The 12,492-nt window shown below is 71.2% G+C and carries 15 protein-coding genes and 1 tRNA gene; 14 read left to right on the plus strand and 2 right to left on the minus strand.

Annotated features, from left to right (window positions below; translation table 11 throughout):
* Window positions 1-66: 66 nt before the first annotated feature.
* Window positions 67-789 (minus strand): PLD nuclease N-terminal domain-containing protein, encoded by a 723-nt coding sequence (locus C9J87_RS00365; RefSeq protein WP_010831331.1) that lies wholly within the window; start codon window positions 787-789, stop codon window positions 67-69.
* Between the two features lie 90 nt (window positions 790-879).
* On the opposite strand from C9J87_RS00365, the gene C9J87_RS00370 reads away from it, so the two are divergent.
* The 14 genes from C9J87_RS00370 to C9J87_RS00435 all read left to right on the plus strand — a co-directional run bounded on the left by C9J87_RS00370 (window position 880) and on the right by C9J87_RS00435 (window position 12,270).
* Complete coding sequence (locus tag C9J87_RS00370; protein WP_107704711.1) at window positions 880-1,329, plus strand: hypothetical protein; 450 nt, start codon at window positions 880-882, stop codon at window positions 1,327-1,329.
* Window positions 1,330-1,371: 42 nt separating this feature from the next.
* Window positions 1,372-2,004, plus strand: coding sequence for a dTMP kinase (gene tmk / locus C9J87_RS00375; protein ID WP_010831333.1), 633 nt, complete (start codon window positions 1,372-1,374; stop codon window positions 2,002-2,004).
* Window positions 2,001-3,173 carry a DNA polymerase III subunit delta' gene (locus C9J87_RS00380; protein ID WP_010831334.1) on the plus strand — a complete coding sequence of 391 codons (1,173 nt, stop codon included), beginning with the start codon at window positions 2,001-2,003 and terminating at the stop codon, window positions 3,171-3,173. Before tmk ends, C9J87_RS00380 begins: the two co-directional genes overlap by 4 nt.
* Window positions 3,170-4,726, plus strand: a complete 1,557-nt coding sequence (locus tag C9J87_RS00385) for an alpha/beta hydrolase (RefSeq protein ID WP_010831335.1) — start codon at window positions 3,170-3,172, stop codon at window positions 4,724-4,726. Before C9J87_RS00380 ends, C9J87_RS00385 begins: the two co-directional genes overlap by 4 nt.
* A gap of 48 nt (window positions 4,727-4,774) precedes the next feature.
* Window positions 4,775-5,347 (plus strand): hypothetical protein, encoded by a 573-nt coding sequence (locus C9J87_RS00390; RefSeq protein ID WP_107704448.1) that lies wholly within the window; start codon window positions 4,775-4,777, stop codon window positions 5,345-5,347.
* Between the two features lie 76 nt (window positions 5,348-5,423).
* Window positions 5,424-5,499, plus strand: a tRNA-Thr gene (locus C9J87_RS00395).
* A gap of 127 nt (window positions 5,500-5,626) precedes the next feature.
* Window positions 5,627-6,394, plus strand: a complete 768-nt coding sequence (locus C9J87_RS00400; RefSeq protein WP_010831337.1) for a SurA N-terminal domain-containing protein — start codon at window positions 5,627-5,629, stop codon at window positions 6,392-6,394.
* A gap of 36 nt (window positions 6,395-6,430) precedes the next feature.
* Entirely contained in the window at window positions 6,431-7,192 is a 762-nt protein-coding gene (locus C9J87_RS00405) for an IclR family transcriptional regulator (protein WP_010831338.1), read from the plus strand.
* Window positions 7,193-7,258: 66 nt separating this feature from the next.
* Window positions 7,259-8,053 carry a 2-keto-4-pentenoate hydratase gene (locus C9J87_RS00410; RefSeq protein WP_036489960.1) on the plus strand — a complete coding sequence of 265 codons (795 nt, stop codon included), beginning with the start codon at window positions 7,259-7,261 and terminating at the stop codon, window positions 8,051-8,053.
* Entirely contained in the window at window positions 8,050-8,988 is a 939-nt protein-coding gene (locus tag C9J87_RS00415; protein ID WP_010831340.1) for an acetaldehyde dehydrogenase (acetylating), read from the plus strand. Before C9J87_RS00410 ends, C9J87_RS00415 begins: the two co-directional genes overlap by 4 nt.
* A complete protein-coding gene (dmpG, locus tag C9J87_RS00420; RefSeq protein ID WP_010831341.1) occupies window positions 8,985-10,013 on the plus strand; it encodes a 4-hydroxy-2-oxovalerate aldolase in 1,029 nt (342 codons plus the stop codon). The genes C9J87_RS00415 and dmpG overlap by 4 nt, the downstream gene beginning before the upstream one ends.
* Before the next feature lie 105 nt (window positions 10,014-10,118).
* Window positions 10,119-10,808, plus strand: coding sequence for a hypothetical protein (locus tag C9J87_RS00425; RefSeq protein WP_010831342.1), 690 nt, complete (start codon window positions 10,119-10,121; stop codon window positions 10,806-10,808).
* Between the two features lie 10 nt (window positions 10,809-10,818).
* Entirely contained in the window at window positions 10,819-11,466 is a 648-nt protein-coding gene (locus C9J87_RS00430) for a YdeI/OmpD-associated family protein (protein ID WP_010831343.1), read from the plus strand.
* A gap of 24 nt (window positions 11,467-11,490) precedes the next feature.
* On the plus strand, window positions 11,491-12,270 hold the full coding sequence (locus tag C9J87_RS00435; RefSeq protein WP_010831344.1) for a glycerophosphodiester phosphodiesterase: 780 nt from the start codon (window positions 11,491-11,493) through the stop codon (window positions 12,268-12,270).
* A 10-nt stretch (window positions 12,271-12,280) separates the two neighbouring features.
* Here C9J87_RS00435 and C9J87_RS00440 read toward each other — a convergent pair whose 3' ends face one another.
* Complete coding sequence (locus C9J87_RS00440) at window positions 12,281-12,484, minus strand: hypothetical protein (protein ID WP_157953074.1); 204 nt, start codon at window positions 12,482-12,484, stop codon at window positions 12,281-12,283.
* Between the last annotated feature and the right edge of the window lie 8 nt (window positions 12,485-12,492).

Raw genomic sequence — 12,492 nt, forward strand, 5'->3', positions numbered from 1 at the left:
GGTTTCCGGCCTGAACTTCCACTCGCTCGGGTGGAAGTTCAGGGGCGGACAACCCGACCGGCCGGCTCAGCGGGAGGCCGCGCCGCCACCGAGCAGCAACGCGAGCAGGAAGGCCCAGCCGCCGGTGAGCCACACCCGCGCGGGCGGGCGGGGCCGGAACAGGCCGGTGGCTCCGCCGAGCAGGAAGTACGCCGGCACCCCGACGAGGGGCGCGAGCAGCACCAGCCAGGCCCAGGCCCACCGCGTCGCCCGCCAGGGGCGCGGACCGGAGATCAGGGCGAGGGTGGCTACGAGGAGCACGAGGTGGGCCAGCGCGTGCCACCCGCTGGCATTCCAGCCGGAGATCGTCATGGACGCCAGCAGCCGCTCACCCCGGGTGACGCGGAGGTCCGGGTCCAGCGCCGTCAGGTGGTCCGCGACGGAGCCGACCACGACGGGCAGGGCTGTGCCACCCTTGCGGGCCTCGGCTGCGGAGCGCTCGTCCGAGGCATGGGTCAGCGTCGCCGTACGACGGACGAGGCCGTCCCGCCAGCGGATGTCGACGGTCTCGTAGCCGGTCGTGCCGGCGCCGAAGTCCGATCTCGACTCCTGCACCTCGGAGATCTCGCCTGCGCGGATGCCGGCCTCGAGGTCGGCGTAGGAGGACTCCCGCTCGGCGGAGGTCAGCAGGGACGCGAACAGGCAGACCCAGCCGAGCGCGAGGGACCAGGCGACGATCCGCACCTGGCGGGTCGCGTGCTCGATCGGTGAGCCAAGGTCACCTGTCGGCTGCTCCTCGATGATCGGCATGCTTCCCCCTTGCCGCGCGTGGACGAAGCCTAGGGCTCCCGCCCCTAGCGGTGTGGCGGAGCGGTGGGCGAGCGTGTGATCGTCGAGACCGTGAGCGACCAACCCGCACCCGAGCACCGCCGTCCCGAAGGTGTCTCCGACGCCACGATCGAGGCCCTGGGCAAGCTGTCCGCTGCCGTCGACCACGTCGAGCACGCCCGTGGCCACCTCTATGCGTTCCACCGCCTCATCGGCAGTGCGGAGCGGACATTGGAGGAGGCGACCGACCTGCTCCGCGACGCGGGCCACGACGCCATCGCCGCCGACCTCGACCGCAAGGTGCTGGGGCGCAACCCGCTACCAGGGATGTGGACCTTCCAGATGGTCGAGGCCTTTGACGACGGCTACTACGCCGAGGCGACCGGGCTCCAGCAGCGTGCGATCGACGAGCTGGTGGAGGGCCGGAGGCACATCTTCGAGGCGGAGATGAAGGAGCTGCGCCGTACGCGTGGGATCGAGGGCCACGAGGCGACGCCGGACGATGCGGACGGCCAGATCTGACGGAGCGCACTGGGCGTCGGTGCTCGCCCGTAGGGTGTGCGCGTGAGCGAGAAGGTCTATGCAGACAGCGGGCTGTTCGTCTGCTTCGAGGGCGGCGAGGGTGCGGGCAAGTCGACCCAGTCGCGCCTGCTCGCCGACTGGCTCGAGGGGGCCGGTCACACCGTGCTCCTGACCTTCGAGCCCGGTGACACCGAGGTCGGCAAGGCCCTGCGCCAGATCGTCCTCGACCCCGCGACGGGGGAGCTCTCGCACCGCACCGAGGTCCTGTTGTACGCCGCCGACAAGGCCGAGCACGTCGACACGGTCGTCCTCCCGGCGCTGGCGCGGGGCGAGGTGGTCATCACCGACCGCTACGTCGACTCCGCGCTGGCCTACCAAGGCGCCGGCCGCGACCTGGTCGTCGCCGAGGTCGAGCGCGTCAACCGCTGGGCGACGGGCGACCTGCGACCCCACCTGACCGTGGTCCTCGACCTCGAGCCCCAGACCGGCCTGGGCCGGTTCGAGGAGCGCGATCGGATCGAGGGCCAGTCCCTGGAGTTCCACCAGCGCGTGCGCCAGGGCTTCCTCGGCCTCGCCGACGCCGACCCCGACCACTACCTCGTCCTCGACGCCCGGGCTCCGATCGACGAGATCGCCGGATCCATCCGCACGCGGGTCGAGGCGATGCTGCCGTGAGCGACACCCGGGAGGCCCGCCCGGTCTGGGACGACCTTGTCGGCCAGCAGCCCGTCATCGAGAGCCTGCAGCGCGCTGCGACCGGTGACGGGATGACCCACGCGTGGCTGTTCACCGGCCCGCCCGGCTCCGGCCGGTCCAACGCCGCGGTCGCCTTCGCCGCCGCCCTCCAGTGCGAGAGCGGCAGCGGCTGCGGACACTGCAAGTCGTGCCACACGGTGATGACCGGCTCCCACGCCGACGTGCGCATCGTCCGCACCGAGAAGCTCTCCATCGGCGTCGACGAGGTGCGCGACCTCGTGCGCCGCGCCGGCCTGGCCCCGTCCGGTGACCGCTGGCAGGTCATGGTCGTCGAGGACTCCGACCGGCTGACCGAGCAGGCCTGCAACGCCCTGCTCAAGGCGATCGAGGAGCCGACCGCCCGCACCGTGTGGCTGCTGTGCGCGCCGACCGTCGAGGACGTCCTGCCCACGATCCGCTCGCGCTGCCGCCTCGTCACGCTGACCACCCCGCCGGCCGACGACGTCGCCGACTTCCTCGTGCGCACCCTCGGGATCGGGCCCGAGCTGGCGGCCAGCGCCGCCCGCGCCAGCCAGGGCCACATCGGCCGCGCCCGGGCGCTGGCCCGCGACGAGGAGACCCGGCTGCGGCGCCGCCAGGTCGTGCAGATCCCGGCCCGGCTGACCTCGATCGGCGCCTGCATGCAGGCCGCGACCAACGTCGCCGAGATCGCCAAGGACGAGGCCGAGGCGATCACCACCGAGCTCGATGCGCGCGAGAAGAAGGACCTCGACGCGGCGTACGGCGTCGTGGAGCGCGGCAGGCGACCGCGCGAATATTCCCCGGCGCTGGGTGCGCTGGAGAAGGACCAGAAGACGCGGGCCAAGCGGCGCATCCTCGATGTCGCCGACCGCTGCCTGATGGACCTGACGTCGGTCTATCGCGACGCGATCGCGCTCGCCGTGGGTGCGCCGGGCGCGCTCGTCAACGAGGAGATGCGTGCCGAGATCGAGCAGCTGACGCGGGTGACCACGCCCGAGCAGCTGCTGCGGATGATCGATGCGATCTTCACCGCGCGTGAGCAGATGCTGGAGTTCAACGTGCCGCCGCTCCTGGCGCTCGAGTCGATGATGGTGGCGCTGCGGCTGCCGGGGGGAACTGGTCGATGAAGAAGCTCGTGGTGGTGCTGCTGGTCTTCGCGCTGGTCGTGACGACGTTCTATGCCTTCGCGTCCGCGTTCATCCGCTCGGACGACGGCGGGCCCCGGTCCGACCGGCCGGGATCGCGGTCCTCGTCGCCGGCCGCCGAGCCCGACGAGGCGTCCGCGCCCTCGCCGGAGCTGCGCGACTTCTATGGTCAGGCGCTCGACTGGGAGTCCTGCGAGTCCGACGTCGAGTGCGCCACGCTCGAGGTGCCGCTCGACTACGCCGAGCCGACCGGCGAGACGATCGAGATCGCGCTGCTCAAGGTGCCGGCGCGTGGCGACAGCCAGGGTGCGCTCGTGGTCAATCCCGGCGGGCCGGGTGCGCCCGGCACCGACTACGCCGCTGCCGCCAACCGGGTGTTCCGCGAACCCCTGCTGCGTGCCTTCGACATCGTCGGCTTCGACCCCCGGGGCACCGGCGAGTCGGCCCCGGTCGACTGCCTCACCGACGACCAGCTCGACACCTATCTCTCCTCCGACCCGAGCCCTGACGACGCGGCGGAGGAGCAGGAGTTCGCCTCCCTGATCCGCGGGTTCGGTCGCGGTTGCGCCGAGCTCAGCGGCGACGCGGTCAACCACGTCTCGACCATCGAGGCCGCCCGCGACATGGACGTCCTGCGCGCCGCGCTCGGCGAGGAGACCCTGACCTACCTCGGCGCCTCCTACGGCACCAAGCTCGGCGCGACCTATGCCGAGCTCTTCCCCGACCGGGTCGGACGGCTCGTGCTCGACGGTGCCGTGGACGTCTCGCTCGACAACCGCCAGCTCGGCCTCGAGCAGGCGGCCGGCTTCGAGACCGCGCTGCGCGCCTACATCCAGAACTGCGTCGACACGACGGACAGCTGCTTCCTCGGTGAGTCGGTGGACGCGGGGCTGGCCACGATCAGCGGCCTGCTCGCCGACGTCGAGGCCTCGCCCCTGCCCACCGGCGACGACCGAGAGCTCCAGATCGGCAACGCCTTCTACGGCATCGTCACCCCGCTCTACAACCGCGACTACTGGTTCCTGCTCAGCGCCGCGCTCCGCTCGGCGCTCGACGGCAGCGGCACCGCGCTGATGGAGCTGGCCGACCTCTATGCCTCGCGCGGCCCGGAGGGCTACACCGACAACTCCTCCGAGGCGATCTTCGCGATCAACTGCCTCGACGACCCGTCCTCGGTCCCCTTCCGCAAGGTCGCGGCCGAGCTGCCGGCCTACGAGGAGGCCTCGCCGACGTTCGGCTCGATCTTCGCGTGGTCGCTGACGTCGTGCCGCGCGTCGAAGGCCAGGACCACCGAGGCACCGATCGAGATCCGCGGCGAGGGCGCCGCGCCGATCCTCGTGGTCGGCACCACCCGCGACCCCGCCACGCCGATGAAGTGGGCCGAGGCGCTGGCCGAGCAGCTCGACTCGGGGGTCCTGCTCCGCCGCGACGGTGACGGCCACACGGCCTACAACTCCGGCAACGAGTGCATCGACACTGCGATCGAGTCCTACCTCCTCGACGGGGACGTGCCGAAGGACCAGACCGACTGCTGAGGCGCCGTGTGGTTGTCTGGTGGCTCACTGCAATGGAGGGGGATTCCAATGCTCAAGAAATTCGTCCTGCCGCTCGCCGGCGCACTCGCTGCCGCCGTGCTCGCCGCCCCGGCGCCCACGTCGGCACACCAGGGCGCCGATGCCGGTGACGTGAGGATCGCGCCCGGGCGATTCGACACCGTGCGCATCGGCGACAGCCTCGAGTCGGCCGCGGAGTCGGGCTACTTCGCGCTCGACGTGAAGACCGCCGCCTGCGGCACGCGCGACATCTGGCCGACGAGGCCGTGGCGCACGTCGATCGACGTCTATCCCGGCTTCGTGGAGGGCACCGAGGGCACGGTCGGCACGATCGGCGTCTTCGGCGACGGCATCAGCACCAAGGAGGGCATCGAGGTCGGCAGCACCCTGGCCGACCTGAGGACGGCGTACGGCGACCGCCTGCTCGGGCCCCGCACCAACGACTACGACCAGTGGGGCTTCTTCATCCGCACCCAGCGCCGCTGGCTCGGCTTCTCGATGGATGCGAGTGCCGACGACGGACGGCCGACGGCCGACGCCGAGCTCGCGTTCATCGAGCTCACGAAGGGACGCCGTCCGGGCCTGCTCCGCGACGGGTGCTGACCTGATTTTCACGCTGGCGGCGCGGGCGTTATCCTTCTCGAGTTGCCCGGCTGGTCTCGACCGCGCCGGGCAGCACGCCGCCTTAGCTCAGTCGGTAGAGCATCTCACTCGTAATGAGAAGGTCGTCAGTTCGATTCTGACAGGCGGCTCCACCGCAAGGCCCCTGCTCCGCAGCGATGCGGACCGGGGGCCTTCGCGCTTTCCGTCGAGGGTGCCCCGGCCCGCCTCCTCAGGCGCCGTTCAGCAGCCGCTCAGGGTCGGTGGGTACGGTCGGTCCGGATGACTTCTTCACAGCGACTCCGCCCTGCCCTCGGCCTCTCCCTGGCCGCCGCCATGCTCGCCCTCGCCGCCTGCGGCGGCGGTGACGACGCCTCCGACAGTGCTGCGACGTCGGAGGAGTCGACGTCGCAGGAGGAGTCCGCGGGGGCCGATGACTCGACCGCCTCGGGCGACATTCCCGACGTGGTGGCCGAGGTGAACGGCGAGGAGGTGACGAAGGACGAGTTCGTCCCCGTCTTCGAGGCCCAGCTCCAGCAGGCCACCGCCCAGGCGCAGAGCACCGGCCAGGCGCCGGACGAGGACGCCATCAAGCAGCAGACGGCCGACCAGCTCGTGGACAACGAGCTCCTGGCCCAGGAGGCGGAATCCCGCGGCATCAGCGTCAGTGAGCAGGACGTCGAGGACGAGCTCGCCACGTTGGCGAAGGAGAACCAGCTCGCCTCGACCGACGAGCTCATCGCCGCGCTCGAGAAGCAGGGCACCACCGAGGAGCAGGCCCGCGTCCAGCTCGAGACGCAGATGGTGATCGAGCAGCTCGTCGCCGACGAGGCCGGATCGGTCGAGCCGACCGAGCAGGACCTCCGCAAGATCTATGCCGATGCCAAGAAGCAGCAGGCGCAGATGGGCAAGCAGGGACAGAAGATCCCGCCCTACGCCCAGGTCAAGTCGCAGATCGCCGAGCAGGCGAAGTCGGAGAAGCTCTCCGAGGTCGCCCAGTCGCTGGTCGAGACCCTGCGCGAGGACGCGGACATCCAGGTCAACCTCTGACCGACGGCCGCCCCGTCGCGGCGGTACGTTCCTCCCGTGAACCCCGGGCCGCGATCGTCGACCGGCACCGACACGGTGCTCGGCAAGGTGGTCGCGGTGCTCGGGGCCTTCACGATGGACGACCGCGGCGTGACCCTGGCCGAGCTCGGGCGCAGGACCGGCCTCGCGAAGGGCACGTTGCACCGTGTGTGCGGTGACCTGGTCGCCTCCGGCCTGCTGGAGCGACGTGATGACCTCTACCGGTTGGGCCGGCTGATGTTCGAGCTCGGCATGCGCGCGTCGGTGGAGCGCGACCTGCTCGAGGTGGCCACCCCGTTCCTCGAGGAGCTCCGGGCTGAGGTGAACGAGACGGTCCACCTCGGCGTACGCGACGGCATCGACGTCGTCTACATCGCCAAGCTCGGCGGTCGCCGCCAGGCCGCCGTACCATCGCGCACCGGCGGGCGGCTCGGGCTCTACTGCACCGCCGTCGGCAAGGCGCTGCTCGCGCACGCGCCCAAGGACGTGCTCGAGTCCGTGGTGGCTGCGGGCCTGGCCCGGCACACCGCGCGGACCGTCACCGCGCCCGGCATCCTGGCCCGCCAGCTCGCCCAGGTGCGGACGACCGGCGTCGCCTACGAGTTCGAGGAGTCCCGCCTCGGACTCGTCTGCGTCGGCGCGCCGGTCTTCGACCTCGACGGGGAGGCCGTCGCCGCCGTCAGCGTCGCCGGCCCGGTGACCCGCTTCAACCCGCAGGCCAACGCCGATCGGGTGCGCGTCACCGCCCGCGGCATCTCGGCCACCCTCGCCCGCCGCTGAAAGTCGTGTTCCGCTGACCGGAACCCGGCGCGAGGTTCCACGGGCGTGCGACGGCACAGTGTGCACGTGACCACGACCAACGTGCAGCCTGCGACCGAGCGGCTCGCCCTCGCTCAGCAGACCCTGACTCCCTGTCCACCCGTCCGCGACCTGATCGGCGCCGATGCCGACGCGGCGTACGCCGTGCAGCGCGCCGGCATCGCGAAGAGGGTCGCCGCCGGGGCGACGATCGTCGGGCGCAAGGTCGGCCTGACGTCAGCGGCCGTGCAGGCCCAGATCGGCGTCGACCAGCCGGACTTCGGGGTGCTCCTCGACGACATGGGCTTCCCCGACGGCGCCAGCGTCTCCACCCACGGGTTGCTGCAGGGCAAGGTGGAGGCCGAGGTGGCGTTCGTGCTCGGTGCCGACCTGGCCGACGGCGATCTCGACGACGCCCAGGTCCGGGCCGCGATCGCGCACGTCGTGCCCGCCATCGAGATCGTCGACAGCCGCATCGCAGCCTGGGACATCACCTTCGCCGACACCGTCGCCGACAACGGCTCGAGCGCGCTCTACGTGCTGGGCAGTGCCTCGAAGACGCTCGACGAGGTCGAGCCCGTCGACGTCGAGATGAGCATGACCCGCAACGGCGAGGTCGTCTCCACCGGCAACGGCGCCGCCTGCCTCGGCGACCCCCTGAACGCGCTGGCCTGGCTGGCGCGCACCGCCCGCGACTTCGGTGAGCCGCTCCGAGCCGGGCAGGTCATCCTCTCCGGCGCCCTCGGCCCGATGGTGCCCGTCACCGCCGGTGACACGTTCGAGGCGCAGATCTCCGGACTCGGCTCCGTGTCCGTCACGTTCCACGAAGGGAACCAAGCATGAAGACCAAGGTGGCCGTGATCGGCTCCGGCAACATCGGCACCGACCTGATGATCAAGGTGCTCCGCCTCTCCGAGACGCTCGAGATGGGCGCCATGGTCGGCATCGACCCCGACTCCGACGGCCTGGCCCGCGCGGCCCGCTTCGGCGTACCCATCACCTCCGACGGCGTCGACGGGCTGATCGCGATGGCCGGCTTCGACGAGATCGAGATCGTCTTCGACGCCACCTCGGCGAAGGCGCACGTCGCGAACGCGGCCAAGCTGGCGCCGTACGGGAAGAAGCTGGTCGACCTGACGCCGGCCGCCATCGGCCCGATGGTCATCCCCGCGGTCAACCTGGCGGACCACGTGGACGCCGACAACGTCAACATGGTCACCTGCGGCGGCCAGGCCACGATCCCGATCGTCGCGGCCATCGCGCAGGTCGTGCCGGTGCCCTATGCCGAGATCGTCGCGTCGATCTCCTCGAGGAGCGCCGGGCCCGGCACCCGCGCCAACATCGACGAGTTCACCGAGACGACCAGCCACGCCATCGAGGCCGTCGGTGGCGCCGGGCGCGGCAAGGCGATCATCATCCTCAACCCGGCCGAGCCGCCGCTGATCATGCGCGACACGGTGCTGGCGCTGGTGAACGCGCCCGACGAGGCGACCCACGACGAGATCCGCGCGTCGGTCGAGCGGATGGTCGGGCAGGTGTCGGAGTACGTCCCCGGCTACCGCCTCAAGCAGCTGGTGCAGGTCGTGCCGGTCCCCGCCGACCAGCCCGTGCACACGCTCACCGAGCAGCCGGTCACGCACCAGGTGAGCGTCTTCCTCGAGGTCGAGGGCGCCGCGCACTACCTCCCGGCGTACGCCGGCAACCTGGACATCATGACCAGTGCGGCCCTTCGTATGGCCGAGGCGATGGCCGCAACCAAGAAGAAGGTGTCGGCATGAAGCTCTTCATCCAGGACGTCACGCTGCGTGACGGCATGCACGCCATCCGGCACCGCATCCAGCCCGGCCGGGTGGGCGAGATCGTCGCCGCCCTCGACGCGGCCGGCGTCGGCGGCATCGAGGTCACCCACGGCGACGGCCTCTCCGGCGGCTCGCTCAACTACGGCCCGGGCTCGCACACCGACTGGGCGTGGATCGAGGCTGCCGCCGAGAACATCACCAACGCGCGGCTCACCACCCTGTTGCTGCCCGGCATCGGCACCATCGAGGACCTCAAGCGGGCGCACGCCATGGGCGTCCGGTCGGTCCGGGTCGCCACCCACTGCACCGAGGCCGACGTCTCCGCGCAGCACATCGCGACCGCGCGCGAGCTGGGCATGGACGTCTCAGGCTTCTTGATGATGAGCCACATGGCCGACGCGGCGACGCTGGCCGGACAGGCGAAGCTGATGGAGTCCTACGGCGCGCACTGCGTCTACGTCACCGACTCGGGCGGTCGCCTGATGATGGACGGGGTACGCGAGCGGATGCGCGCCTACCGCGACGTGCTCGACCCGGCGACCGAGATCGGCATCCACGCGCACGAGAACCTCTCGCTCTCGGTGGCCAACTCGATGGTCGCCGTCGAGGAGGGCGTGACCCGCGTCGACGCCTCGCTCACGGGCCTCGGAGCCGGCGCGGGCAACTGCCCGATCGAGCCCTTCATCGCCGTCGCCGACCTGAACGGCTGGGACCACGGCTGTGACCTGTTCGCGCTGCAGGACGCGGCCGAGGACTTGGTCCGCCCGCTGCAGGACCGCCCGGTCCGGGTCGACCGGGAGACGCTCACGCTCGGGTATGCCGGTGTCTACGGCTCGTTCCTGAGGCACACCGAGACCGCGGCCGAGCGCTACGGCGTCGACTCGCGCGAGCTGCTGCTCGAGGTCGGCCGCCGCGGGCTCGTCGGCGGCCAGGAGGACATGATCGTGGACATCGCGCTCAACCTCGTCGCCGCTCGTCAGGAGGAGCCAGCGCCCGCCTCGTGACACCCCGCCTCCGGGCCCGGCATGGACAAATGACCCGCGATCGACCGAGCAGCGCTAGATTCGGTCTGCTGGGGATCGACTGAGTTGCCATCCGGGGAGAGCACGTTGACGGAGTCGTACGAGCAGGGACGCGAGCGGGTGCGTTTCGACGTGTTGCCCGACGGCACGGTCGAGGGCGATGACAGGGCCGCGGGCAACCTCGCCGCTGCCCTGCGCTACGCCTGCCGGATGGGCAGCCAGATCGGTGAGCTCCTGGACCTCGGCGGCCTCGAGCGCCTCAGCACCATGAGCACCCTCGCCGTCGTGGCACGAGCCTCGGGCGTCGCTCCGGACCTGAGCATCATGGCCGAGGTCGAGGTCCACCCGACCCCGCTGCCCGAGATCGTCCCGGTGCCCGGACTGGGCCCCCAGGAAGCGATCCGGCAGGGGCTGCGCCGGGCGACCATCGACTTCTCGAGCGACTGGTCCGCGCTCATGACCGACGAGGGCAAGCTCGTCGGGTCGATGCACGACGAGCTGGCCGGCACGATCTCCGCCGACGTGGTGGCGGAGGTCGGCCTCCGCGTCCTGGCCGTCCTCGGTGCCCTCGACGAGACGCTGCGCGAGACCGCCGTCCGCCTCGACTTCGTCCGCGGTTCCGTGCTGGTCGTCGCCATCGGCGCGCACGCGCTCTTCACCCACGCCGACAAGTTCGCCCCCCACGACGTGGTGCGGACCGTCGGCGCTGTCCAGAGCATGCTCGACGGCGTCGAGCTGGCCCGAGAGGCGCCGATCACCTCCTCCCTGCGGGTCTGACTCCGGGCCGATGATCGGGACACCTGGCGGCACGCCGGACAGGCCGGCGACCTTCTTCGCCTCGGCCGAGGAGTTCCGCGCGTGGCTCGAGGCCAACCACGAGACCGCCACCGAGCTGTGGATGGGGCTGCGGAAGAAGCACGTCCCCGACCGTGGGCTCACGTGGGCGGACGCCGTCCCCGAAGCGCTCTGCTTCGGCTGGATCGACAGCGTCGCGCAGCGCATCGACGAGGACGCCGTGCGGCAGCGTTGGACACCGCGCAAGTCGAGCAGCATCTGGAGCGCCATCAACATCGCCCACGTCGAGCGCCTCGTCGCCGAGGGCCGGATGCGGCCGGCCGGCCTGGCGGCGTACGAGAAGAGGAAGCCCGAACGCAGCGGCATCCATGCCTACGAGGCGGGCGGTCTGCTGTCCGACGAGCAGCGTGAGCGCCTGCTCGCCGACCCGGCGGCCGCGGCGTTCTGGGAGATCGCGACGCCGTCCTACCGCAAGATCGCGGAGAACTGGGTCGTCAGCGCCAAGCGCGAGGAGACGCGGGAGAGCAGGCTGGTGCAGCTGATCGAGGACTGCGCCGCCGGCCGGTTGATCAAGCCGCAGCGCTACGGCGACGAACCGAAGTGGGTCGCGAGAGCGGCGGAGGCGGCGCGGCAGGCGTGAGCCGCGGCAGTGCATCATGTCTGCGTGTTCGTACGCCGCGTGCTTCCCCTCGCCTTCCTGCTGAGCCTCGTCCCGGGCCTGACCTCGGTGCCGGCGTTCGCCGATCCCGACTTCACGCTGACCGCCCACCGTGGCGCGCCCACGCGCACGCTCGGCGAGAACACGCTGGCCGCGTTCGGGCGCGCACTGGCCGACGGGGCCACGGCGATCGAGACCGACCTGCGGCGCACGAAGGACGACAAGCTCGTCGTGCTCCACGACAGCGGTGTCGGCCGGACGACCAACTGCAGCGGCCCGATCGGGTCCTGGACGCTGCGCGACCTGGTCAAGAAGTGCCGGGAGGACACGACGCGCCAGCCGATCCTCACGGCGCGCGAGCTGCTCACGTGGGCAGACCAGAGCGGTGCCTCGCTGATGATCGAGCTCAAGGGCAGCAACTGGTCGATCCGCCAGATCCGCGAGGTCGTCAACCTGCTCAAGGACTCGACGGTCTTCGAGCAGGTCGCGATCTCGTCGCTGCGCCTGACCGTCCTCGAGCGCGTGCACCGGCTCTCGCCGCGGCTCGACACCCAGCTCATCGTCAGCGGCTGGGCGAAGGTGAAGGCCTCGATCGGTCGTGTCGAGGGCTACAACGCGCCCGCCGCCAGCCTGACGAAGTCGCGCGTCAAGCGGCTGCGCCGCAAGGGCATCGTGGTCGTCGGCGGCTATGCGGACTCGCCCGCGCAGTGGCGCGAGCTGGCGAAGCTCGGGGTGGACGGAGTCGTCACCCCGTCGGTGCGTCGCTACCAGCGGTGGGCTGGCTGAGCCAGCCGGTTCAGTCGAGCGCCCCGAGACCTGTGGGGTCGGGCGGCAGCTCTCCCGAGGCCGGCACCTCCTCGTCCGGGTCGAGGTGGGCGATGGTCTCCGGGTCGATCTCGTTGTCCGCGGGCGCTTCCGGGTCGTTGGGGTCCAGCTCCAGGACGTCCTGGTCGAGGTCGTCCGGATCGAGGTCGTCGATGCCTTCGTCGTAGGTGCTCATGGTTCCCT

Source organism: Nocardioides allogilvus (genome assembly GCF_003047285.1).
In the GTDB taxonomy this organism is placed as follows: domain Bacteria; phylum Actinomycetota; class Actinomycetes; order Propionibacteriales; family Nocardioidaceae; genus Nocardioides; species Nocardioides allogilvus.

What these genes read in the sequence shown, in the direction of transcription:
- C9J87_RS00365 (WP_010831331.1), bottom strand. Translation starts at nt 789, where the DNA reads ATGCCGATCATCGAGGAGCAGCCGACAGGTGACCTTGGCTCACCGATC.
- C9J87_RS00385 (WP_010831335.1), top strand. Translation starts at nt 3,170, where the DNA reads ATGAAGAAGCTCGTGGTGGTGCTGCTGGTCTTCGCGCTGGTCGTGACG.
- C9J87_RS00390 (WP_107704448.1), top strand. Translation starts at nt 4,775, where the DNA reads ATGCTCAAGAAATTCGTCCTGCCGCTCGCCGGCGCACTCGCTGCCGCC.
- C9J87_RS00400 (WP_010831337.1), top strand. Translation starts at nt 5,627, where the DNA reads ATGACTTCTTCACAGCGACTCCGCCCTGCCCTCGGCCTCTCCCTGGCC.
- C9J87_RS00415 (WP_010831340.1), top strand. Translation starts at nt 8,050, where the DNA reads ATGAAGACCAAGGTGGCCGTGATCGGCTCCGGCAACATCGGCACCGAC.
- dmpG (WP_010831341.1), top strand. Translation starts at nt 8,985, where the DNA reads ATGAAGCTCTTCATCCAGGACGTCACGCTGCGTGACGGCATGCACGCC.
- C9J87_RS00430 (WP_010831343.1), top strand. Translation starts at nt 10,819, where the DNA reads ATGATCGGGACACCTGGCGGCACGCCGGACAGGCCGGCGACCTTCTTC.
- C9J87_RS00440 (WP_157953074.1), bottom strand. Translation starts at nt 12,484, where the DNA reads ATGAGCACCTACGACGAAGGCATCGACGACCTCGATCCGGACGACCTC.